This window comes from Pseudomonas protegens, assembly GCF_013407925.2.
Lineage (GTDB): Bacteria > Pseudomonadota > Gammaproteobacteria > Pseudomonadales > Pseudomonadaceae > Aquipseudomonas > Aquipseudomonas fluorescens_AP.
The window spans coordinates 3,981,102-4,003,831 of sequence record NZ_CP060201.1; the positions used below are offsets into that span (position 1 = coordinate 3,981,102).

Annotated in this window: 23 protein-coding genes; 16 read left to right on the forward strand and 7 right to left on the reverse strand. The window is 63.3% G+C overall.

Annotation, left to right across the window (positions count from 1 at the left end; genetic code table 11):
- Positions 1–768 (forward strand): TerB family tellurite resistance protein, encoded by a 768-nt coding sequence (locus tag GGI48_RS18415; RefSeq protein ID WP_103742290.1) that lies wholly within the window; start codon positions 1–3, stop codon positions 766–768.
- Positions 769–825: 57 nt separating this feature from the next.
- Here GGI48_RS18415 and GGI48_RS18420 read toward each other — a convergent pair whose 3' ends face one another.
- Positions 826–1,815: an alpha/beta hydrolase family protein gene (locus GGI48_RS18420; RefSeq protein WP_103742291.1), complete on the reverse strand. Its 990-nt coding sequence runs from the start codon at positions 1,813–1,815 to the stop codon at positions 826–828.
- A 74-nt stretch (positions 1,816–1,889) separates the two neighbouring features.
- Here GGI48_RS18420 and GGI48_RS18425 point away from each other — a divergent pair, with 74 nt between their 5' ends.
- The 14 genes from GGI48_RS18425 to GGI48_RS18490 all read left to right on the forward strand — a co-directional run bounded on the left by GGI48_RS18425 (position 1,890) and on the right by GGI48_RS18490 (position 17,325).
- Positions 1,890–4,289 (forward strand): PAS domain S-box protein, encoded by a 2,400-nt coding sequence (locus GGI48_RS18425; protein WP_179599499.1) that lies wholly within the window; start codon positions 1,890–1,892, stop codon positions 4,287–4,289.
- A gap of 13 nt (positions 4,290–4,302) precedes the next feature.
- Positions 4,303–4,932, forward strand: a complete 630-nt coding sequence (locus GGI48_RS18430) for a response regulator transcription factor (protein WP_016963817.1) — start codon at positions 4,303–4,305, stop codon at positions 4,930–4,932.
- Positions 4,933–5,193: 261 nt separating this feature from the next.
- Positions 5,194–6,318, forward strand: a complete 1,125-nt coding sequence (locus GGI48_RS18435) for an ABC transporter ATP-binding protein (protein WP_016963816.1) — start codon at positions 5,194–5,196, stop codon at positions 6,316–6,318.
- A gap of 43 nt (positions 6,319–6,361) precedes the next feature.
- Positions 6,362–7,405 (forward strand): ABC transporter substrate-binding protein, encoded by a 1,044-nt coding sequence (locus tag GGI48_RS18440; RefSeq protein ID WP_016963815.1) that lies wholly within the window; start codon positions 6,362–6,364, stop codon positions 7,403–7,405.
- 148 nt (positions 7,406–7,553) lie between these two features.
- Positions 7,554–8,801, forward strand: coding sequence for an ABC transporter permease (locus GGI48_RS18445; protein WP_016963814.1), 1,248 nt, complete (start codon positions 7,554–7,556; stop codon positions 8,799–8,801).
- A 13-nt stretch (positions 8,802–8,814) separates the two neighbouring features.
- The gene (locus GGI48_RS18450; RefSeq protein ID WP_047306354.1) at positions 8,815–9,639 is read left to right on the forward strand and encodes an ABC transporter permease; all 825 of its coding nucleotides are present in this window, start codon (positions 8,815–8,817) and stop codon (positions 9,637–9,639) included.
- Between the two features lie 141 nt (positions 9,640–9,780).
- Positions 9,781–10,929: an iron-containing alcohol dehydrogenase gene (locus tag GGI48_RS18455; protein WP_047306353.1), complete on the forward strand. Its 1,149-nt coding sequence runs from the start codon at positions 9,781–9,783 to the stop codon at positions 10,927–10,929.
- A gap of 80 nt (positions 10,930–11,009) precedes the next feature.
- Positions 11,010–11,684: a ribulose-phosphate 3-epimerase gene (rpe, locus tag GGI48_RS18460; protein ID WP_016963811.1), complete on the forward strand. Its 675-nt coding sequence runs from the start codon at positions 11,010–11,012 to the stop codon at positions 11,682–11,684.
- Complete coding sequence (locus GGI48_RS18465; RefSeq protein ID WP_179599501.1) at positions 11,681–12,499, forward strand: phosphoglycolate phosphatase; 819 nt, start codon at positions 11,681–11,683, stop codon at positions 12,497–12,499. The genes rpe and GGI48_RS18465 overlap by 4 nt, the downstream gene beginning before the upstream one ends.
- Positions 12,500–12,570: 71 nt before the next feature.
- Positions 12,571–14,058, forward strand: coding sequence for an anthranilate synthase component I (trpE, locus tag GGI48_RS18470; RefSeq protein WP_179599503.1), 1,488 nt, complete (start codon positions 12,571–12,573; stop codon positions 14,056–14,058).
- A 12-nt stretch (positions 14,059–14,070) separates the two neighbouring features.
- On the forward strand, positions 14,071–14,664 hold the full coding sequence (locus tag GGI48_RS18475; protein WP_179599505.1) for an aminodeoxychorismate/anthranilate synthase component II: 594 nt from the start codon (positions 14,071–14,073) through the stop codon (positions 14,662–14,664).
- A 9-nt stretch (positions 14,665–14,673) separates the two neighbouring features.
- Entirely contained in the window at positions 14,674–15,723 is a 1,050-nt protein-coding gene (trpD, locus tag GGI48_RS18480; RefSeq protein WP_016963746.1) for an anthranilate phosphoribosyltransferase, read from the forward strand.
- The gene (trpC, locus tag GGI48_RS18485; RefSeq protein ID WP_047306335.1) at positions 15,720–16,556 is read left to right on the forward strand and encodes an indole-3-glycerol phosphate synthase TrpC; all 837 of its coding nucleotides are present in this window, start codon (positions 15,720–15,722) and stop codon (positions 16,554–16,556) included. The genes trpD and trpC overlap by 4 nt, the downstream gene beginning before the upstream one ends.
- 67 nt (positions 16,557–16,623) lie before the next feature.
- Positions 16,624–17,325, forward strand: a complete 702-nt coding sequence (locus tag GGI48_RS18490) for a biotin/lipoate A/B protein ligase family protein (protein WP_047306334.1) — start codon at positions 16,624–16,626, stop codon at positions 17,323–17,325.
- On the opposite strand, the gene crp is transcribed toward GGI48_RS18490, so the two are convergent.
- Positions 17,322–17,966 (reverse strand): cAMP-activated global transcriptional regulator CRP, encoded by a 645-nt coding sequence (gene crp, locus GGI48_RS18495; protein WP_047306333.1) that lies wholly within the window; start codon positions 17,964–17,966, stop codon positions 17,322–17,324. The genes GGI48_RS18490 and crp overlap by 4 nt on opposite strands.
- Positions 17,967–18,200: 234 nt before the next feature.
- Here crp and GGI48_RS18500 point away from each other — a divergent pair, with 234 nt between their 5' ends.
- Positions 18,201–18,623, forward strand: a complete 423-nt coding sequence (locus GGI48_RS18500; protein ID WP_009045862.1) for an OsmC family protein — start codon at positions 18,201–18,203, stop codon at positions 18,621–18,623.
- Between the two features lie 73 nt (positions 18,624–18,696).
- Here the strand turns inward: GGI48_RS18500 and coq7 are convergent, their stop codons facing one another.
- The 5 genes from coq7 to GGI48_RS18525 all read right to left on the reverse strand — a co-directional run bounded on the left by coq7 (position 18,697) and on the right by GGI48_RS18525 (position 22,712).
- The gene (gene coq7 / locus GGI48_RS18505) at positions 18,697–19,344 is read right to left on the reverse strand and encodes a 2-polyprenyl-3-methyl-6-methoxy-1,4-benzoquinone monooxygenase (RefSeq protein ID WP_011063796.1); all 648 of its coding nucleotides are present in this window, start codon (positions 19,342–19,344) and stop codon (positions 18,697–18,699) included.
- A gap of 127 nt (positions 19,345–19,471) precedes the next feature.
- Positions 19,472–19,810, reverse strand: coding sequence for a histidine triad nucleotide-binding protein (locus tag GGI48_RS18510; RefSeq protein WP_016963742.1), 339 nt, complete (start codon positions 19,808–19,810; stop codon positions 19,472–19,474).
- Positions 19,811–19,880: 70 nt separating this feature from the next.
- Positions 19,881–20,669 carry an SDR family NAD(P)-dependent oxidoreductase gene (locus GGI48_RS18515; RefSeq protein ID WP_016963741.1) on the reverse strand — a complete coding sequence of 263 codons (789 nt, stop codon included), beginning with the start codon at positions 20,667–20,669 and terminating at the stop codon, positions 19,881–19,883.
- Positions 20,670–20,730: 61 nt separating this feature from the next.
- Entirely contained in the window at positions 20,731–21,648 is a 918-nt protein-coding gene (locus GGI48_RS18520; protein ID WP_179599507.1) for a DUF805 domain-containing protein, read from the reverse strand.
- 95 nt (positions 21,649–21,743) lie between these two features.
- Positions 21,744–22,712, reverse strand: coding sequence for a nitronate monooxygenase family protein (locus GGI48_RS18525; RefSeq protein WP_179599509.1), 969 nt, complete (start codon positions 22,710–22,712; stop codon positions 21,744–21,746).
- Positions 22,713–22,730 lie beyond the last annotated feature (18 nt).

Consider the following 22,730-nt stretch of genomic DNA (forward strand, 5'->3'; position numbering starts at 1 on the left):
ATGTGGTGGCCAGGGACTCTGATCGGAGCCGGAGCGGGTTTTGCAATTGCCAGCATTCCGGGGGCCATGCTTGGGGCATTGTTGGGGCAGGCGCTGGACCGGCGTCTGCAACTGCACAGCTGGGCACATGTGCGTGAGCGTCTGGGTGGACCCTCTGCGTTGCGCAACGATGAACTGTTGTTCGTGCTGTTGGGGCGCCTGGCGAAAAGTGACGGGCGAGTGGTGGACGGGCACATTCAGCAGGCACGCCAGGAAATGCGCTCGCTGGACATGAATGATGCGGCGCAGCGCAGGGCCATAGCGGCTTTCAATCGGGGCAAGTCGGGCAATGACCGTCTGCACGGTTATCTGCGGCGCCTCAGAGCCCAGCCCCACGCCGCGGAAGGGGTGTTGCGCGCCTGTTGGCGCATGGTCTGGGCCGATGGCCGGGTAGGGCCGGCCGAGCGTGAACTGATCCAGCTCTGGGGCAAGTGGCTGGGCTGGACGTCGGAGCAGATCCAGGCCCTGGCACAGGAGTATGGTCCGGCAAGACGCGCGCTGGCCGAAACGCCGCTGACCTATCAGGAGGCACTACGCTTGCTGGGTGTCGCCGCCACCAGCGAGCCATCGCAGATCAAGCGCGCCTATCGACGACTGCTCAGCCGCCATCACCCGGACAAGATTGCCGGCAGTGGCGCCAGTACGGAGCAGATACGTGAGGCCACGGAAAAGACTCGGGAACTGCACAGCGCCTATGCCCTGATCCGCCAGCGCCGGGATTTTCGCTGAGATCGATAAGCCTGGGCCGCGCCGCCGTCGTCACTTGGGCGATGGCGGCCGGTGCCTTCAGCTGTCGGTCTGTTGTGGGTTCAGCCAGCCGCGGACCCGGCGGAACAATTGCTCTTGCTGGGCGGCAGCATTGCCGGGCAGGGCCTTGAGCGGGATCTGGCTGAAGTTCGAGTGCTTCAGGCGCTTGCTGGCTTGCAGTCGCTCCAGGGCGGCTTTCTGGGCGGCGCTCTTGTCGGTGTAGAAAAAGTCCGCGGTGGCCAGTTTCAGGGTGGGTGTCAGTTCCGCCAGTTGCGGTTTGCCATTGGCCGGCGCTTGAGCGGCCACCATCACCAGCTTCTGCACTTGCGAGGGCTGCTTCTCGCTCAGGTAGCGGGCGGCCCAGTAGGCGCCCGTGCCATGCCCCAGAAGCACGATGCTGCGCGCATTCTGTTGTTCGGCGAAGGCCAGGGCCGCGTCGATCCGGGTAAAGATACGCTCGGCATCGGCCTTGACCTGTTCCTCGGTACTTTCCGCGACCACGCGATCGGCCACCTCGGCTTCGCCGCCGGCCACCTGCTCGATGGGCTTGGCTTCAGTGCTGGCATCCTTGGCGGTGTTGCTCTTGTCGGTGGGCGCCGGAGCCGCCTCGACCACCCGCGCCTGGGCGGCTTCGCTGAGCATGTCCGGCAGGGTCAGGCTCAGGCTGCCCCAGTCGGTGTCCGGCAGTTTGTTGCGCAGTGGCGCCACGGCTTGCGGCCAGTCAGCTGTTTCACCGGCGCCGGGGAGGATAATCACCACGCCCTTGGGGTCGCTGGCGTTGGCTGGCTTCCACAGGGCCAGGAAGGTGTCGCCGCCGGCTTGCAGTTGCTGTTGTTCCTGGGCTGGCAACTGACGTGCCAGGGCGCTGGCATCTTCCTGGCTGCGCTCGGGCAGGGGTTGGCGTTGAGCCGGTTGTTCCTCGGGGGCCTTGGTTTCCGGAGCCGGATCGGCGGCTTGCGCAGAAAAGGTCCAGGGCAGGATCAGCGACAGGCACAATGCAGGCAGTGCCGAGCGGTGGACAAGGGGCATCGGATATTCCAGGCCAGAAGTAATTCCGGCAGCCTAATGGGTTGGTCAGTATTTGTCAGGGTGTGAGACTTCAGATGATGCTTTTTCGCTGCCTTTTGCTTATCGGCTGTGTCGGCCTTCCCTTGATAGGCTGGGCGGCGCCGACGCCCCATGGGCCCATGGCGGCCTTGAGTCAGGAGCAGCGGCAATGGCTTGAGCAGCATCCGGAGTTGCGCGTGGGGCTGGTGCTGCAGGCGCCTTTCGCGCAGTACGACCGGCGCTTGCAGCGTTTGTCCGGAGCCAACGTCGAACTGATGCAGGCGCTGGCCCAGGCGCTGCAGATCGAGCTCAGCTGGCGCAACTTTCCCGATCAGGCGCAACTGGAAAGAGCCCTGCGTGACGGCGAAGTGGACATGGCTCCGGGCCTGACCCAGACGCCTGCTGGCCTGCGCCTGTGGCTGTTCAGCGACCCTTACATGCGTGTGCCGCAACTGGTGGTGGGGGAGCGCAAGGGGGCCGGCGCGGTAGAACTGGAAAAGCTCGACAGCCAGGCCCGGGTCGCCGTGCGGATGCCCAGCGCGGTGGCCGACTATCTGCGTCAGACCTATCCCAATCTGAACCTGCAAGGGGTGCCCCTGGAGCGCCAGGCCCTGCAGTTGCTGCTCAGCCAGCAGGCCCGTTATGCGGTAGTGGACGAGGCCCAGCTCAGCCGCTTGTCGGCGGAGGCGGAGTTCTCCGGGCTGGCGGTGGTGGGCGACATTGGCCTGCCGCAGCTGTTGCGGGTGGCGACCCGGCGCGACTGGCCGGAGCTGGCCAGCATCGTCGAAAGAGCCTTGCATGCGATCCCGGCCAAGGACCTGGAACAACTTCACAGTCGCTGGCTGCAGCCCAAGTACCCGCGGCTGGGGCAGTCCCCCGGCGTCTGGCAGAACCTCAGCCTGCTGCTGGTGATCCTGCTGCTGGCCAGCCTGGCGATCGTTTTCTGGCAGCGCCGTCAGCAACGAGGACTGGAGCAGCGCCTGTTGGCGGCTCGCGAGGACATCGCCCTGCGCGCCGCCAGCGAAGAGGCCCTGCGCCTGACGCAGTTTTCCATCGACCAGAGCACCGTGGGCATTCTCTGGGTCAACTGGGACAGCCATGTGCGCTACGCCAATCGCGCCGCCGAGGAGATGCTGGGTTATCCGTCGGGCGGGGTGATCGACCGGCCGCTGATCGATTTCGAACCCAACCTGCACATGGACCGCTGGCTCAACCTGTGGAAACGCGCCCGGGCCAGCGAAGACGGCGCGCAAAGCTTCGAGACGGAGTGCGTGCGCGCGGATGGCAGCATCCTGCCGGCGGACGTGTCATTGAGCTTCCTGCGCTTTCGCGACAGCGAATACCTGGTGGTCTATCTCAACGACGTCACCGAGCGCCGTCGGGCCCTGGCGGCCCTGCGTGAAAGTGAGGCGCGTCTGCAGGGCATCGCCGCCAACGTTCCGGGCCTGGTATTTCGCCTGGAGCGGGCGCCGGTCACCGGGCAGATCGACTTTGCCTACATCAGCGAAGGCAGCGAAACCCTGGTGGGCTACCCGCCGGCGGTACTGGCCCACCGGGACACCGGCTTGCGCAGCCTGGTGCACCCGGATGACAAGGCCAGTTACCACCAGACCCAGGACCAGGCCCTGGATACCGACAGCGACTGGTCCTGGCAGGGCCGCATCCTGACCCGTCAGGGTCAGCAGCGCTGGGCCGAGATCAAGGCCATTACCCGGCGTCTAGACGACGGCGCCTTCGTCTGGGACGGCATTGTCTGGGACATCAGCGAAAGCAAGCGCATCGAGTTGGAACTGGCCAGCTCCCGGGAGCAATTGCGCGAGCTGTCGGCGCACCTGGAGAGCGTGCGCGAGGAAGAAAAGGCCCGCATTGCCCGGGAAGTGCATGACGAGCTGGGGCAGATGCTCACCGTGCTCAAACTGGAAACCTCCATGTGCGAGCTGGCCTATGCCCAGCTCGACCCGGGCCTGCATGAGCGCCTCAACAGCATGAAGCGCCTGATTGCCCAGCTGTTCCAACTGGTGCGGGACGTGGCCACGGCGCTGCGGCCGCCGATCCTCGATGCGGGCATTGCCTCGGCCATCGAATGGCAGGCCCGGCGTTTCGAGGCGCGCACCCAGATTCCTTGCCTGGTGCAGGTGCCGGACAACCTGCCACGCTTGAGTGACGCCAAGGCCATTGGCCTGTTCCGCATCCTCCAGGAGGCCCTGACCAATGTCATGCGTCATGCCCAGGCGCATACTGTGGAGCTGTCCCTGACCCTGGAAGGCGCGGAACTGTGCATGAGCATCAGCGATGACGGTCTGGGCTTCGACACCGCCTCAGCGCGCCCGACCTCCTTTGGCCTGGTGGGCATGCGCGAGCGGGTGTTGATCATGGGCGGCAGCCTGGTGCTGCACAGCGAGCAGGGCGAAGGCACCACCTTGAGCGTCCGGGTGCCCCTGGATCCAGAAGAATAATGAGGAGAAGCGCGTGATCCGTGTACTGGTAGCCGAAGACCACACCATTGTCCGAGAGGGCATCAAGCAGCTGATCGGGCTGGCCAAGGATCTCACGGTGGTGGGGGAGGCGAGCAACGGCGAGCAACTGCTGGAAACCCTGCGCCAGGTGAGCTGCGAAGTGGTGCTGCTGGACATCTCCATGCCCGGGGTGAACGGTCTGGAGGCGATTCCGCGGATTCGCGCGCTGCACAACCCGCCAGCGATTCTGGTGCTGTCGATGCACGATGAGGCGCAGATGGCCGCCCGGGCGCTGAAGATCGGCGCTGCCGGCTACGCCACCAAGGACAGCGACCCGTCGCTGCTGCTGACCGCGATTCGCAAGGTGGCCTCGGGTGGGCGCTACATCGATCCGGACCTGGCGGACCGCATGGTCTTCGAAGTCGGCCTGACCGATGCCCGGCCTTTGCATTCGCTGCTGTCCGAGCGGGAGTTCTCGGTCTTCGAACGCCTGGCGCAAGGGGCCAATGTCAACGACATCGCCCAGCAACTGGCGCTGAGCAGCAAGACCATCAGCACCCACAAGGCGCGGCTGATGCAAAAACTCAACGTCACGTCCCTGGCCGAGCTGGTGAAGTACGCCATGGAGCACAAGTTGCTCTGACACCTTCTGCAGTGCCCTCTCCACCTCCCGGGGAGGGCACTTATCCATTTACGACATCCCCGCTGTCGGGCTTTTGCCGTTTCTTGCCGCTTGCAGCTCGCCGCTGACCACCGCCCTTATCCAATCCCGCCATCCTTGTAGGGCAATCCCTACAGGTAACCTTCCAGGCGGCTGAGGCGAATCTCTCCTGAGCCCCGATTTGCCTGACCCACGCGCTCCACTAGGCTTGTTCCACAGCCGTCTAAAACAAAAGGTGTGGGTATGAGCGAGGTCGTTTCAAGCGCTGGGGCCAACGATGTTCTGGTCAGTTTTCGTGGTGTGCAGAAGAGCTACGACGGCGAGAACCTGATCGTCAAAGACCTCAACCTGGAAATTCGCAAAGGCGAGTTCCTCACCCTGCTGGGGCCGTCCGGTTCCGGCAAGACCACCAGCCTGATGATGCTGGCCGGTTTCGAGACGCCGACCGCCGGTGAGATCCAGCTGGCCGGGCGTGCCATCAACAATGTGCCACCGCACAAGCGCGACATCGGCATGGTGTTCCAGAACTACGCCCTGTTCCCGCACATGACCGTGGCCGAGAACCTCGGCTTTCCGCTGTCGGTGCGTGGCCTGGGCAAGACCGACATCAGCGAGCGGGTCAAGCGCGTGCTGAGCATGGTCCAGCTCGACGCCTTCGCCCAGCGCTACCCGGCGCAACTGTCCGGCGGCCAGCAACAGCGGGTGGCCCTGGCCCGCGCCCTGGTGTTCGAGCCGCAACTGGTGCTGATGGACGAACCCCTCGGCGCCCTCGACAAGCAGTTGCGCGAGCACATGCAGATGGAGATCAAGCACCTGCACCAGCGCCTGGGCGTGACCGTGGTCTACGTGACTCACGATCAGGGCGAAGCCCTGACCATGTCCGACCGGGTGGCGGTGTTCCACCAGGGCGAGATCCAGCAGATCGCGCCGCCGCGCACCCTCTACGAAGAGCCGAAGAACACCTTCGTCGCCAACTTCATTGGCGAGAACAACCGTCTCAACGGCCGCCTGCACAGCCATAACGGCGAGCGCTGCGTGGTGGAGCTGGGGCGTGGCGAGAAAGTCGAAGCGCTGGCGGTGAACGTCGGCCGCGTCGGCGAGCCTGTGACCCTGTCCATCCGGCCGGAGCGCGTGAGCCTCAACGGCTCCAGCGAAAGCTGCGCCAACCGCTTCTCCGGGAGGGTGGCGGAATTCATCTATCTGGGCGACCACGTCCGGGTGCGCCTGGAAGTCTGCGGCAAGAGCGACTTCTTCGTGAAACAGCCGATTGCCGAGCTCGATCCTGCGCTGGCGGTGGGTGACGTGGTGCCGCTTGGCTGGCAAGTCGAGCACGTTCGCGCGCTTGACCCGCTTCTAGAGGCGAACTGATCGCCCCCCTGCAACACCAACCAGCACGTGGAGAACACAATAAATGTTGAGATCCCTGAAATTCACCGCCCTGGCATTGGGCATGATGGGTGCGGCGCACGCCATGGCGGCGGGCCCGGACCTGACCGTGGTGTCCTTTGGCGGGGCGAACAAGGCGGCACAGGTCAAGGCGTTCTATGCCCCTTGGGAAGCGGCGGGCAATGGCAAGATCGTGGCCGGCGAGTACAACGGCGAGATGGCCAAGATCAAGGCCATGGTCGACACCAAGAGCGTGTCCTGGGACCTGGTGGAAGTCGAGTCTCCGGAACTGTCCCGCGGTTGCGACGAGGACATGTTCGAGCAACTCGACCCGGCCCTGTTCGGCAAGAGCGAAGACTACGTCAAGGGCGCTATCCAACCGTGCGGTGTGGGCTTCTTCGTCTGGTCCACGGTACTGGCCTACAACGCCGACAAGCTGAAAACCGCTCCGAGCAGTTGGGCTGATTTCTGGGACGTCAAGCAGTTCCCGGGCAAGCGTGGCCTGCGCAAGGGCGCCAAGTACACCCTGGAATTCGCCCTGATGGCTGACGGCGTCGCGCCCAAGGACGTGTACAAGGTGCTGGCCGGCAAGGACGGTCAGGATCGCGCCTTCAAGAAGCTCGATGAGCTCAAGCCTTACATCCAGTGGTGGGAAGCCGGCGCCCAGCCGCCGCAGTACCTGGCTTCCGGCGACGTGGTCATGAGCTCGGCCTACAACGGCCGGATCGCCGCGGTGCAGAAGGAAAGCAACCTGAAAGTGGTGTGGAACGGCGGCATCTACGACTTCGACGCCTGGGCCATTCCAAAAGGCCTGGACAAGGCTCGCGCCGAAGCGGCGAAGAAATTCATCGCCTACTCGGTCCAGCCGCAGCAGCAGAAAACCTATTCGGAAAACATCGCCTACGGTCCTGCCAACACCCAGGCCGTGCCGCTGCTGGCCAAGGACATCCTCAAGGACATGCCGACCACCCCGGAAAACATCGCCAACCAGGTGCAGATCGACGTCAGCTTCTGGGCTGACAACGGCGAGCAGCTGGAACAGCGCTTCAACGCCTGGGCAGCCAAGTAACCATCTCCAGATGTTGTAGGAGCGAGCTTGCTCGCGAAGGCGTCATCAGCATCGACCTTGATGTTGAAGCACGGCCTTCGATGCGCGGCCAAGCCCGCTCCTGCCGCCCGGTGGTTTGTATTCGAAAGATCGATTCGCGGAGTTTGTCATGACCATCACCGTTCCCCTGAACGCGGTCACCGGCCCGACCTTGAAGCAGCGGCTGGCCCGCGCCGAGCGGGTCAACCGCTGGAAGGCCCAGGCGCTGATCGCGCCCCTGGTGCTGTTTCTGTTGCTGGTGTTCCTGGTACCGATCGTGGCGCTGCTGTACAAGAGCGTCGGCAACCCGGAAGTGGTCGGCGGCATGCCGCGCACGGTGGCGGCCGTGAGCGCCTGGGACGGTCGTGGCCTGCCTGCCGAAGGGGCCTACAAGGCCTTGAGCGAAGACCTGGCGGACGCCCGCAAGAATCAGACCCTGGGCGATCTGTCCAAGCGCCTGAACATGGAACTGGCCGGCTACCGCAGCCTGCTGACCAAGACCGCCCGCGCCTTGCCGTTCAAGGCCGAGCCCCAATCCTATAAAGAAGCCATGGAAAGCCTGGACGAGCGCTGGGGCGACCCGGCCTACTGGCAGGCGATCCGCCGCAACACCAGCAGCCTGACCCCGTACTACCTGCTGGCGGCGGTGGACCATCGCATCGATGACCTGGGCGAACTGGCCCCGGCCACCCCGGACCAGGCCATCTACCTGGACATCTTCGCCCGGACCTTCTGGATGGGCCTGGTGATCACCGCCATCTGCCTGGCCCTGGCCTATCCCCTGGCGTACCTGCTGGCCAATCTGCCGGCGCGCAAGAGCAACCTCTTGATGATTCTGGTGTTGCTGCCGTTCTGGACTTCGATCCTGGTGCGGGTCGCGGCCTGGATCGTGCTGCTGCAATCGGGCGGCCTGATCAACAGCGCACTGCTGGCCATGGGGGTGATCGACAAGCCCCTGGAGCTGGTGTTCAACCGCACCGGGGTCTACATCTCCATGGTGCACATCCTGCTGCCGTTCATGATCCTGCCGATCTACAGCGTGATGAAGGGCATTTCGCCCACCTACATGCGTGCGGCGATCTCCCTGGGTTGCCACCCGTTCGCCAGCTTCTGGCGCGTGTACTTCCCGCAGACCTACGCCGGGGTCGGCGCCGGCTGTCTGCTGGTGTTCATTCTGGCCATCGGCTACTACATCACCCCGGCCTTGCTGGGCAGCCCGAACGATCAGATGGTCAGTTACTTCGTCGCCTTCTACACCAACACCAGCATCAACTGGGGCATGGCCACGGCCCTGGGCGGCTTGCTGTTGCTGGCAACCGTCGTGCTCTATCTGATTTACAGCTGGCTGGTGGGCGCCAGCCGCCTGCGCCTGAGCTAAGGAGAGAATCGAAATGCTGAGCCCCTACATGTCCCCCGTCGAACGGGTCTGGTTCTACAGCTTGCGGATTCTCTGCGGCTTGATCCTGTTGTTCCTGGTGTTGCCGGTGCTGGTGATCATTCCGCTGTCGTTCAACTCGGGGAGTTTTCTGGTGTACCCATTGCAGGGTTTCTCGCTGCACTGGTATCAGGACTTCTTCGCTTCAGCCGAATGGATGCGGGCCTTGAAGAACAGCATCATCGTGGCCCCGGCCGCGACCTTGCTGGCCATGGTCTTCGGCACCCTGGCGGCCATCGGCCTGACCCGCGGCGACTTTCCCGGCAAGTCGCTGGTGATGGCCCTGGTGATTTCGCCGATGGTGGTGCCGGTGGTGATCATCGGTGTCGCCAGCTATCTGTTCTTCGCTCCGCTGGGCATGGGCAACAGTTTCTTCTCGCTGATCATCGTGCATGCGGTGCTTGGGGTGCCTTTCGTGATCATCACCGTGTCGGCGACCCTGCAGGGCTTCAACCATAACCTGGTGCGCGCCGCGGCCAGCCTTGGGGCCTCGCCCTTGACCACGTTCCGCCGGGTGACCTTGCCGCTGATCGCGCCCGGGGTCATCAGTGGCGCGCTGTTCGCCTTTGCCACCTCGTTCGACGAGGTGGTGGTGACCCTGTTCCTCGCCGGTCCCGAGCAAGCGACCCTGCCACGGCAGATGTTCAGCGGCATTCGGGAAAACCTCAGCCCGACCATTGCCGCCGCGGCGACGTTGCTGATCGCCTTTTCGGTGATTCTGCTGCTGACCCTGGAATGGCTGCGCGGACGCAGCGAGAAGCTGCGTACCGCCCAGGTCTAAAGCGCTCGCTTCTTTCGCCCGGGCCACTGACGGTGCCCCGGGCGAGGGGCGGCGGGGCATTCGTCCGCTGAATAGGCGACAACCGATCATCCGCGTCTACGCTTGTGCCAGCTTCCCCCTTCTATATAAGAGGCTGCGCACATGAGTATTTCCTCTTTCAAGATCGCTCATAAGCTGCTCACCGGCAGTACCGCCATCGAGCAACTGGCGGCTGAGCTGACCCGCCTGGATGTCGACAACCCCCTGATCGTCACGGATGCCGCGCTGCTCAAGTCGGGCACGGTGGCGCTGGCGCTGGCCCATCTGGGGGAGCGCGATTACGAGATCTTCGATCGGGTGCTGCCCGATCCGGAAATCGCCATCGTCGAGGACTGCATGCAGGTTTACCGCGAAGGCGGGCATGACGGGCTGATCGGGCTGGGGGGCGGCAGCGCCATCGACATTGCCAAGAGTGTCGCGGCCTATGCCGGCTATCACGGCGCCCTGGAAGACCTGTTTGGCATCGACCAGGTGCCGCGCAAGGGGCCGCCGCTGATCGCCATTCCCACCACCGCCGGCACCGGTTCGGAAGTCACCAACGTGGCGATACTGTCCGACCGGGCCGCGCAACTGAAGAAGGGCATTGTCAGCGACTACCTGCTGCCGGACGTGGCCCTGGTCAGTCCGCAGATGACCCTGACTTGCCCGCGCAGCGTGACCGCCGCCAGTGGCGTCGACGCCCTGGTGCACGCGATTGAAGCCTATCTGTCGCTCAATGCCTCGGCGATCACCGATGCCCTGGCCATAGGGGCCATCCAGTTGATCGTCAAGGCGCTGCCCAAGGCCTATGCCAACCCGGCCAACCTGCAAGCCCGGGAGGATATGGCCACCGCCAGCCTGATGGCGGGCATGGCCTTCGGCAATGCCGGGGTCGGGGCGGTGCATGCGCTGGCCTATCCCCTGGGGGGGCGTTTCCATATGTCCCACGGGGTCAGCAATGCCTTGCTGCTGCCCTATGTCATGACCTGGAACAAGATGGCCTGCGTCGAGCGTATGCAGGATATCGCCGAAGCCATGGGGGTACGGACCGCGCACTTGAGTGCCAGCGAAGCCGCCGATCGAGCGGTGGACGCGATGACGGCCTTGTGCGCCGCGGTGGAGATTCCCAGTGGCTTGCGCAGCTTTGGCGTGCCTGAGGAGGCGATTCCCGCCATGGCCGTGGAGGCCGCGGGGATCGAGCGTCTGATGCGCAACAATCCGCGCAAACTGAGCCCCGCCGATATCGAGAAGATCTATCGCGCGGCTTACTGAACATCGCGGTTACGGTGTGCGCCCCAAAGCATGAGGTATACAATGCGCGCCATCGTGATTCTGCTCAAAAAAGGTGCGTCATGCAGCCCTTCGCTATTGCTCCGTCGATTCTCTCCGCCGACTTCGCCCGTCTGGGCGAGGAAGTGGACAATGTCCTGGCCGCCGGTGCCGATATCGTCCACTTCGACGTCATGGACAACCACTATGTGCCGAACCTGACCATCGGCCCGATGGTCTGCTCCGCGCTGCGCAAGTACGGGATCACCGCGCCGATCGATGCACACCTGATGGTGACTCCGGTGGACCGCATCATCGGCGACTTCATCGAGGCGGGTGCGACCTACATCACCTTTCACCCGGAAGCCACGCTGCATGTGGATCGCTCCCTGCAGATGATCCGCGAAGGCGGTTGCAAGGCGGGTCTGGTGTTCAACCCGGCGACTCCGCTTGACGTGCTCAAGTACGTGATGGACAAGGTCGACATGGTGCTGTTGATGAGCGTCAACCCGGGCTTTGGCGGGCAGAAGTTCATTCCTGGGACCCTCGACAAGCTGCGTGAGGCGCGGGCCCTGATCGATGCCTCTGGCCGCGATATCCGCCTGGAAATCGACGGCGGGGTGAACGTCGGCAACATCCGTGAGATCGCCGCCGCCGGCGCTGACACCTTTGTTGCCGGTTCGGCGATCTTCAATGCGCCGGACTACCGTGAAGTCATCGAGAAGATGCGCGCCGAACTGGCGCTGGCGCGCTCATGAGCGCATTTGAGCAGTTGTTCCCGGGGCGTCTGCCGCGGCTGGTGATGTTCGACCTGGATGGCACTCTGGTCGATTCGGTGCCGGACCTCGCGGCCGCCGTGGATCAGATGCTGCTCAAGCTGGGGCGCAAGCCTGCAGGTATCGACGCGGTGCGCGAGTGGGTCGGCAATGGTGCGCCGATGCTGGTGCGTCGGGCCCTGGCCAACAGCCTGGATGCCGAGGGTGTCGACGACGTCGAGGCCGAGCACGCCCTTGAGCTGTTCAATGCGGCCTATGAAGACAGTCATGAACTGACCGTGGTCTATCCCGGCGTGCGTGAAACCCTCAAGTGGCTGCACAAGCAGGGCGTGGAAATGGCCCTGATCACCAACAAGCCCGAGCGTTTCGTTGCCCCCTTGCTGGATCAGATGAGGATCGGCCGGTATTTCCGCTGGATCATCGGCGGCGACACCCTGCCGCAAAAGAAACCCGATCCGGCGGCGCTGTTCTTCGTGATGAAGATGGCCAGCGTGCCGGCCTCGCAATCACTGTTCGTCGGCGACTCGCGCAGTGACGTGCTGGCGGCTAAGGCTGCGGGGGTCAAGTGCGTGGCGCTGAGCTACGGCTATAACCATGGTCGGCCGATTGCCGAGGAATCGCCGGCGCTGGTGATCGATAACCTGCGGGCGCTGATCCCCGGTTGCTTAGAACCTGCCGCTGAGATAACGTTGCCCGACGCTGTTCCATCCCCTTCTGGAAACTCCATCGTGGTGGTCACTCGCAAACTCTGGATGAAAGTCATCAAGGCCTTGGCCCGTTGGCGTTGGCGCGCCTGATTTTTGTCTGGCCGGCCCTGCCGGCGTGTTTGCATACCTGACTGTTAGACCCTCAAGCCACGAGGCATCCCATGATTCGCGAAGAATTCCTGCGTTTGGCCGCAGCCGGTTACAACCGTATCCCGCTGGCCTGCGAAACCCTTGCCGACTTCGACACGCCGCTGTCGATCTACCTGAAACTGGCCGATCAGCCCAACTCCTACTTGCTGGAGTCGGTGCAGGGCGGCGAGAAGTGGGGGCGCTATTCGATCATCGGCCTGCCGTGCCGCACCGTGTTGCGCGTGCATGGGCACCGGGTCAGCGTGACCCATGACGGCGTCGAGATCGAAAGCCATGAAGTGGCTGATCCGCTGGCCTTCGTCGAGGAATTCAAGGCTCGCTACAACGTGCCGACCATCGCCGGCCTGCCGCGTTTCAACGGCGGCCTGGTAGGGTATTTCGGCTATGACTGCGTGCGTTATGTCGAGCCGCGCCTGGGCCAATGTCCGAACCCGGATCCGATCGGCGTGCCGGATATCCTGCTGATGGTTTCCGATGCGGTGGTGGTGTTCGACAACCTGGCGGGCAAGATGCACGCCATCGTGCTGGCCGATCCGAGCCAGGACAATGCCTTCGAAGCCGGCCAGGCGCGTTTGCAGGAATTGCTGGCACAGCTGCGCCAGCCGATCACCCCACGCCCCGGGCTGGATTTCAGCAAGCAGTCGGCGGCGGAACCGGTGTTCCGCTCCAGCTTCACCCAGGGCGACTATGAGCGGGCGGTGGACACCATCAAGGAGTACATCCTGGCCGGTGACTGCATGCAGGTGGTGCCGTCCCAGCGCATGTCCATCGATTTTTCAGCCGCGCCCATCGATCTGTACCGGGCGCTGCGCTGCTTCAACCCGACGCCCTACATGTACTTCTTCAACTTCGGTGACTTCCACGTAGTGGGCAGTTCGCCGGAGGTGCTGGTGCGGGTCGAGGACAATCTGATTACCGTGCGGCCGATCGCCGGCACCCGTCCGCGAGGCGCCACCGAGGAAGCCGACCTGGCCCTGGAGCAGGACCTGCTGTCGGATGCCAAGGAGATCGCCGAGCACCTGATGCTGATCGACCTGGGGCGCAACGATACCGGTCGGGTGTCCGAAATCGGCAGCGTGAAGCTCACCGAGAAGATGGTCATCGAGCGTTATTCCAACGTGATGCACATCGTTTCCAACGTCACCGGTCAATTGAAGGCCGGGCTGACAGCGATGGATGCCCTGCGGGCGATCCTGCCAGCGGGGACTTTGTCCGGGGCACCGAAGATCCGCGCCATGGAAATCATCGACGAGCTGGAACCGGTCAAGCGCGGCGTCTACGGCGGCGCCGTGGGTTACTTCGCCTGGAACGGCAACATGGACACCGCGATTGCCATTCGCACCGCAGTGATCAAGAACGGTGAGCTGCATGTACAGGCCGGCGGCGGGATTGTTGCCGACTCGGTGCCGTCCCTGGAGTGGGAAGAGACGCTGAACAAGCGTCGCGCAATGTTCCGTGCCGTGGCACTGGCTGAACAAACCCCCGCATCCAAGGTTTGAGGAGTTTCCACTATGTTGCTGATGATCGATAACTACGACTCCTTCACCTATAACGTCGTCCAGTACCTGGGCGAGTTGGGGGCCGAGGTGAAGGTGGTGCGCAACGACGAGCTGACCGTGGCGGAAATCGAGGCGCTCAAGCCTGAACGCATCGTGGTTTCGCCCGGCCCTTGCACGCCAACCGAAGCCGGTGTGTCCATCGAGGCGATCAAGTATTTTGCCGGCAAGCTGCCGATTCTCGGCGTGTGCCTGGGGCACCAGTCCATCGGCCAGGCCTTTGGCGGCCAGGTGGTGCGTGCCCGGCAAGTGATGCACGGCAAGACCAGCCCGGTGTTCCATCGTGACCTGGGGGTATTCAGCGGCCTGAACCTGCCGCTGACGGTGACCCGCTACCACTCGCTGGTGGTCAAGCGGGACAGCCTGCCCGACTGCCTTGAAGTCACCGCCTGGACCCAACTGGAAGACGGTTCCGTCGACGAGATCATGGGGCTGCGCCACAAGACGCTGAATATCGAGGGTGTGCAATTTCACCCCGAGTCTATTCTCACCGAGCAGGGCCACGAGCTGTTCGCCAACTTCCTCAAACAGAGCGGCGGCACGCGCTAAGGACTTTTCATGGATATCAAGACTGCCCTGAGCCGTATTGTCGGCCATCTGGACCTGAGCACCGACGAGATGCGCGATGTGATGCGCGAGATCATGACCGGTCAATGCACCGATGCGCAGATTGGCGCTTTCATGATGGCCATGCGCATGAAAAGCGAGAGCATCGACGAAATCGTCGGCGCAGTGTCGGTGATGCGCGAGTTGGCCGACAAGGTCGAGCTCAAGACCCTCGACGGTGTCGTGGATGTGGTGGGCACCGGCGGTGACGGTGCGAACATCTTCAACGTTTCCACGGCTTCTTCTTTCGTGGTCGCGGCAGCCGGCTGCACGGTCGCCAAGCATGGCAATCGCGCGGTGTCCGGCAAGAGCGGCAGCGCCGACCTGCTGGAGTCGGCCGGGGTCTACCTGAACCTGACTCCGGTCCAGGTGGCGCGCTGCATCGACAATGTCGGCATCGGCTTCATGTTTGCCCAGTCTCATCACGGCGCCATGAAATATGCCGCCGGCCCGCGTCGCGACCTTGGTCTGCGCACCCTGTTCAACATGCTTGGCCCGCTTACGAATCCGGCCGGCGTGAAACATCAGGTGGTGGGCGTGTTCACCCAGGCGTTGTGCCGGCCGTTGGCAGAGGTTTTGCAACGACTGGGCAGCAAGCATGTGCTGGTGGTGCATTCCCAGGATGGCCTGGACGAGTTCAGCCTGGCCGCGCCGACCTATGTGGCTGAGCTGAAGAATGACCAGATCACCGAGTACTGGGTGCAGCCCGAAGACCTGGGCATGAAGAGCCAGAGCCTGTTTGGCCTGGTGGTGGAAAGCCCGGCGGCGTCCCTGGAACTGATTCGCGATGCCCTGGGACGACGCAAGACCGAGCATGGCCAGAAGGCCGCCGAAATGATTGTGCTCAATGCCGGTGCGGCGCTGTATGCCGCCGATCATGCCAGCAGCCTTAAAGAGGGCGTGGCCCTGGCTCACGATGCCTTGCACACGGGCCTGGCCCGGGAAAAGCTTGAGGAACTGGGCGCCTTTACCGCGGTGTTCAAGCAGGAGAATGAAGGATGAGTGTGCCGACTGTTCTGGAAAAGATCCTCGCCCGCAAGGTGCAGGAGGTTGCCGAGCGTAGCGCGCGCGTCAGCCTGGCCGAGCTGGAAACGCTGGCGCGAGCCGCCGATGCCCCGCGCGGTTTCGCCAGGGCTCTGCAGGAGCAGGTCAAGCTCAAGCAACCGGCGGTGATCGCCGAGATCAAGAAGGCCTCACCCAGCAAAGGTGTGATCCGCGAGAACTTCGTTCCGGCCGACATCGCCAAGAGCTATGAGAAGGGCGGCGCGACCTGCCTGTCGGTGCTCACCGACGTCGACTTTTTCCAGGGGGCCGATGCTTACCTGCAGCAGGCTCGGGCGGCCAGCAAGTTGCCGGTTATCCGCAAGGATTTCATGATCGATCCCTATCAGATCGTCGAAGCCCGCGCCTTGGGGGCCGACTGTGTGCTGCTGATCGTCGCCGCGCTGGATGACGCGCGAATGGCTGAACTGGCCGCGGTGGCCAAGGGCGTTGGCCTGGATGTGCTGGTGGAAGTGCACGATGGCGACGAACTGGAGCGGGCACTGAAAACCCTCGACACGCCGTTGGTGGGGATCAACAACCGCAACCTGCACACGTTCGATGTCGATCTGGAAACCACCCTCGACCTGCTGCCGCGGATTCCCCGCGACCGCCTGGTGATTACCGAGAGCGGCATTCTCAATCGCGCCGATGTTGAGCTGATGGAAATCAGCAACGTCTATTCGTTCCTGGTGGGCGAGGCGTTCATGCGCGCCGAGAGCCCGGGCAGCGAACTGCAACGTCTGTTCTTCCCCGAGCGCGGCCTTCCGGTCAGCGGTTCGACCCTGGACTGAACCTGAAACACTGAACAAGCCGGCGATGCCGGCTTTTTCATATCTACTGCCAAGGACTTGCCCTGTCATGACTCAACCCCTTGCCTTGACCGTCGAAGCCGGCCTGCAGGCCGAGCAGGATCTGCTGGCGCTGGTGTGCGCTGGCGAGCAGGAGTTTGGCCTGCTGTTCTGGCAGCCCAGTGACCGCGCGCTGGTAATGCCGCGGCGCCTGAGTCGCCTGCCCGGGTTCGAGCAGGCTTGCCAGGCGTCGGCCGCCAATGGCTGGCCGGTGCTGCTGCGGGAAACCGGCGGTGAGCCGGTGCCGCAGTCGGCGGCCACGGTGAACATTGCGCTGGTCTATGCGCCGCCGCGTAGCGAGGGGGATCAGGGGCGGATCGAAACCGCCTATCGACGGTTGTGCCAGCCGATTTGCGACCTGCTCACCGAGCTGGGGGGCAAGCCGTCATTGGGGGAGGTGGACGGAGCGTTCTGCGATGGGCGGTTCAACGTCAATCTGGACGGTCGCAAGCTGGTCGGCACCGCCCAGCGCTGGCGCCAGAGCAAGGGCGGGCAGCGGCCGGTCGGGCTGGTGCATGGAGCCTTGTTGCTGGATAACGAGCGCGCCTCGATGGTGGGGGCGGTCAATACCTTCAATCAGGCCTGCGGCCTGGAACAGCGTTGCCGGGCCGAGAGCCATATCGCCTTGCATGAGGCTTTTGCCGCTCCCGATGCCATCGGCCGGCTGGACAGTCTCTACCGAGAGATGCTCCAGGGCTTCCTGCCCGGCTAGCGGGTGCCGAACACCACCATGGTCTTGCCTTTGACGTGAACCAGATTGCGTTCTTCCAGATCCTTGAGGACGCGACCGACCATTTCCCGTGAACAGCCGACGATCCGACCGATCTCCTGGCGGGTGATCTTGATCTGCATGCCGTCCGGATGGGTCATGGCATCCGGTTGCTTGCACAGCTCCAGCAAGCAGCGGGCGACCCGTCCGGTCACATCGAAGAACGCCAGATCGCCGACCTTGCGCGTGGTGTTGCGCAGGCGCTGGGCGATCTGCCCGCTCAGTACATAGAGAATGTCCGGATCGATCTGCGACAGTTCGCGGAACTTGGCATAGCTGATTTCCGCCACTTCGCATTCCACCTTGGCGCGCACCCAGGCGCTGCGTTGCTGCTCCTGCCCGGCTTCTTCGAACAGCCCCAGCTCGCCGAAGAAGTCCCCGGCGTTGAGGTAGGCAATGATCATCTCCCGGCCGTCGTCGTCTTCGATGAGGATGGTCACCGAACCCTTGATGATGAAGTACAGGCTGTCTGACGCATCGCCGGCGCAGATGATGTTGCTCTTGGCCTGATACCGGCGGCGTTGACAGTGCATCAGCAGCTTGTCGAGATTTTTGATCTTGGGGGTAGGGGCAATAGCAACCATGGTTGTATCCCGAAAAGACTGCACGGTCTGAGGTGTTTGTTATGGGGTGAAAAGCGAAGCTGTTTCACGCTGGCGATGCGCCATTCATTTGGCGTCAGCTTAACAGACACATCTTAAGCGGATTTAAGATTTTTCTGATTAAGGATCGGTAATAGGCCTAGAGCGAGCAAGGCGCGGCCCTGGCCAGACCCTGTGCTAAGCTGGCGACCCTTTTTTAGCAGTGGAGTCTTGGCGATGAAGGCACGCATCCAATGGGCTGGCGAAGCCATGTTCCTCGGTGAGTCGGGCAGCGGTCATGTCGTGGTGATGGACGGCCCACCAGAAGCCGGTGGACGTAATCTGGGTGTTCGCCCCATGGAAATGCTCCTGCTGGGCGTGGGCGGTTGCAGCAACTTCGACGTGGTCAGCATCCTGAAGAAGTCACGTCAGGCCGTGGAAAGCTGTGAGGCCTTCCTCGACGCCGAGCGCGCGACCGAGGATCCCAAGGTCTTCACCAAGATTCACATGCACTTCGTGGTCAAGGGGCGGGGCTTGAAAGAAGCCCAGGTCAAGCGCGCCATCGAACTGTCGGCGGAGAAATACTGCTCGGCCTCGATCATGCTCGGCGCCGCCGGTGTGGCCATCACTCACGATTACGAAATCGTCGAGCTCGGCTGATTGGCGACGATTGCTTCGGGCAAAGCAAAGGGCGCTCATGGAGCGCCCTTTTTTGTCGGCGGCAGTAGCGGCGTCAGATCCGGTAGGTGCTCTTGGTCATGACCTTGGCCAACAGGCTCATGCCGAACTTGACCGGTGCCGGGAAGCGAAAGCCGCCGGCTTCAAGGGCGGTTTCGGCGTGGTGTTCTTCGTCGATGCGCATCTGCTCGAGAATGGCTCGGGACTTTTCGTCCTCGGCCGGGAGTTGTTCCAGGTGCTCGTTCAGGTGCTTGCAAACCTGATCTTCGGTGGCGGCGACGAAGCCCAGGCTGACCTTGTCGCTGATCAGGCCGGCCGCCGCGCCGATGCCGAACGACAGACCGTAGAACAACGGATTGAGGACGCTGGGATGGCTGCCCAACTGACGGATGCGTTGCTCGCACCAGGCCAGGTGATCGATTTCTTCTTCGGCGGCATGTTCCATGGCCTGGCGTACCTGAGGCAGCTTGGCGGTCAGCGCCTGGCCCTGATACAGCGCCTGGGCACAGACTTCCCCGGTGTGGTTGATGCGCATCAGACCGGCGACGTGCCGGGTGTCCTCGTCACTCATCTGCGCTTCCGGCTGCACGATGGCCGGCGACGGGCGATAAGGTTGGCCACTGAAAGGCAGCAGCGTGCGCATGGCCATATCGGCTTGCAGCAGCAGGCGGTCGATCGGCGAGTAGTGACGTTGGGTAGTCATGCTTATCTCCGGAGGGAATCTCGGCGGCCAGTTTACTCCAATCGATGGGGCTAAAACTGCGCTGGATCAGCGCACCCTCGTCGCAGACCGGACGAGAGGGCGCCGTGCACGGGCGTGGGCGGGGCAATCAGCCCGGAGGCCAGTTCATCTGACGTTGACCCAGCACATGCATGTGAATGTGGTAGACGGTCTGGCCGCCCAGCTCATTGCAGTTCATCACCACTCGGAAGCCGTCTTCACAGCCTTGTTCCTTGGCCAGTCGCTGGGCGGTGAACAAAATGTGTCCGGCCAGCGCCTTGTCGTCCTCGGTGAGATCGTTGAGGGTGCGGATGGGCTTTTTCGGAATCACCAGGAAGTGCACCGGCGCTTGCGGGGCGATGTCGTGGAAGGCCAGAACCTGGTCGTCCTCGTAGATGATCTTCGCGGGTATTTCTCTGTTGATGATCTTGGTGAACAGAGTATCCACAGCTGTTTCTCCATTGGGTTGGTCCGGGCTGAGTGTACTCAGGCTCATCCTGTGCGCCCAGCCCCGGCATCTAACGTGGGCAATAGGCCCGATTGACGTAACCGACGATCTTGCGGGTCAGCCAGCGCGAGCCCAGGCGGCTGCTGAACGCCATCCAGCGATTGAGCCGGCCGGGAATGATGATGGCGCGGTTCTTCTCCAGCGCGCGGACCGCGTACAGGGCCACTTCCTCGGGGCTCATGAGCAGTTTGCTGTCGTTGAGCTTTTGAGTATCCATTTGTGCCGTGCGGAAAAAGCCCGTGCGAGTCGGACCGGGGCACAGCACCGAGACTTTGACTGCGCATTTTTTCAGTTCTTCGCGCAGGCCCTCGGAAAAGTGCAGGACATAGGCCTTGCTGGCGTAATAGGTGCTCATCCACGGGCCGGGATAGAAGGCGGCTACCGAGGCGACGTTGAGAATCTGCCCGCCGCCCAGCAGCGCCATGCTGTTACCCAGGGCATGACACAGGCGGGTCAGGGCCAGGATGTTGACCTCGATCAGGTCCTGTTCGGTCATCCAGTCCTGGGCCAGGAAGGGGCCGCAAGTGCCGATGCCAGCGCAATTGACCAGCAGGTCGATCTGGCGCTCGCCTTCTTCCAGCTCCAGCAGGAAGCCGGACAGGCGCAGGGGCTCGCCCAGGTCGCAGGCGCGAAACAACACTTCGACACCAAAGCGCTGGGTCAGCTCCAGGGCGATGCTTTCCAGCTGATCACGCTGGCGGGCCACCAGAAGCAGGTTGCGCCCACGCCGGGCCAGTGCTTCGGCCAGGGCCAGGCCTATGCCGCTGGAAGCACCGGTGATCAGAGCGTAACGGGTCATGCATTTCTCCATCGCAACGGCCGGCTGCCTGCGACAGGAAGGGTCGCAGGCTCGGACGCGTTTATTCTTGCTCGGATTCTACAGGGGCCGCGGCGCTGTCGGCGGGTTCTGCGTCCTCGTCAACGCTGGCGGAGTCGGCGCTTTCGCTGTAGCTGGTCTCGCTGTAGCGATCTTCCAGCGAGCTCAGGCCGCCGGCCACCATGGCAACGATCAGCGCCACGATCAGCACCACCCACATCCACGACAGGACTTTGACTGCGGTGGTATTGGGCGGTGGCGGGGCGCCGTAGCGGTTGGCGACGTTACTGCCCGGACTGACCATCAGCACCAGGGGGAAGATGCTGCCGACGATCGGCACGAAGTTCAGCAACCATAGCCATCCGGACCAGCCCAGGTCATGCAGGCGCTGCACGCTGATCTGGATGCTGACGACGATGAAACCGATGAACACCACGATGCCGCCGATGATCCCCAGTCCGGTGAGAAGCGAGGAGTTGAGCACTGCGGCGGAAAGGATGCCGAAGAACGCACCGACTCCGATCACGGCCAGCATCGCGACCGTCAGGACCAGGGTCCAGGCCAGGTAGCGCAGGCGGCCGATGCGGCCCTCGAAGCTGAAGACATTGAGCGTGGCGTATTGCGGCAGAGCTTCGCCGACCGTGGCTTGTGGCGGCGCGTAGGGCGACTCGCTGAGCGGGGCCGGGCTCGGGGCATGGGTGACCGCGTCGAGGTTCAGATCCAGGGCGTGTTCAGCTTCGATACGGGCATCGATCCCGGCGTTTTTCAGGGCTTCCAGGTAACGCTGGGCGTCCGCCTGAGTCAGATCGCGTTTGAGTTCTACCCGTTGACCGCTGAACAGACGCTCCACTGCGGCAGCATCGCTTTTGAACAGTTCGGCCAGGTTCAGTTGGGCGGTGGACTTCTCGACGCCGGGCAGCAGCGTGCCGTCGAAAACAATCTTGTAGCGGGTTTCGCTCATGGGGGCATCCCTGTCTCTTGAAAAGAAGGCTTACATAAAAGGCGGCTAGTTTAAGGCCAGCGCCCCCCCGCTGGCCAAAAAACAATGAGAACGGGTTAACGCGGCCAGCGATTGCCCAGCTGCGCGGCGCGTGCCTGGGCGGCCCGGTATTCGCTGTCCAGGCGGGCGATCAATTGATCGATGCTGGGCAGGTCATCGATTTCGCCTACGCCTTGGCCGGCAGACCATACGGTTTTCCAGGCCTTGGCCTCGTCGCTGATGGGCTTGAGCTTGGAACCGAAGTTGATGTCGCCCTTGCCTTGCAGGGCTGCCAGGTCGAAACCGGCATTTTCCAGGCTTTGGCGCATGAAGCTGGCGGGCACCCCGGACACGGCGGCGGTGTGCACGATGTCCGCAGCGCGGGAACTGAGCAGCATCTCCTTGTAGGCGTCCGGCGCGTGACTTTCGCGAGTGCCGATAAAGCGCGTGCCCAGATACGCCAGGTCGGCACCGAGCAATTGAGCGGCGAGAATCTCGTGGCCGCGGTTCAGGCAGCCGGCCAGCAGCAGGGTCTTGTCGAAGAACTGGCGGATTTCGGCAATGAGGGCGAAGGGGCTCCAGGTGCCCGCGTGCCCGCCGGCGCCCGCGGCGACCGCGATCAGGCCATCGACTCCGGCTTCTGCGGCTTTCTCCGCGTGCCGGCGCGTGGTCACGTCATGAAACACCAGGCCGCCGTAGCTGTGTACGGCGTCCACGACTTCCTTGACCGCTCCCAGGCTGGTGATGACGATCGGCACTTTGTGCTCGATGCAGATCTGCAGATCGGCCTGCAGGCGCGGATTGCTGTTGTGCACGATCAGGTTCACTGCGTAGGGGGCAGGGTTCTCCAATGTGCCCAGCCCCGTCTCGATCTCTTCGAGCCAGGCCTTGAAGCCACTGCTTTCGCGCTGGTTCAGGGCCGGGAAGCTGCCGACCAAGCCATTGCGACAACAGGCCAGGACCAGTTCAGGGTTGGAGATCAGGAACATCGGCGCCGCCACCAGAGGCAGGCGCAGGTGTTGCTCGAGCAGAACGGGCAGTGACATTGGAGTACCCCCAGGGAA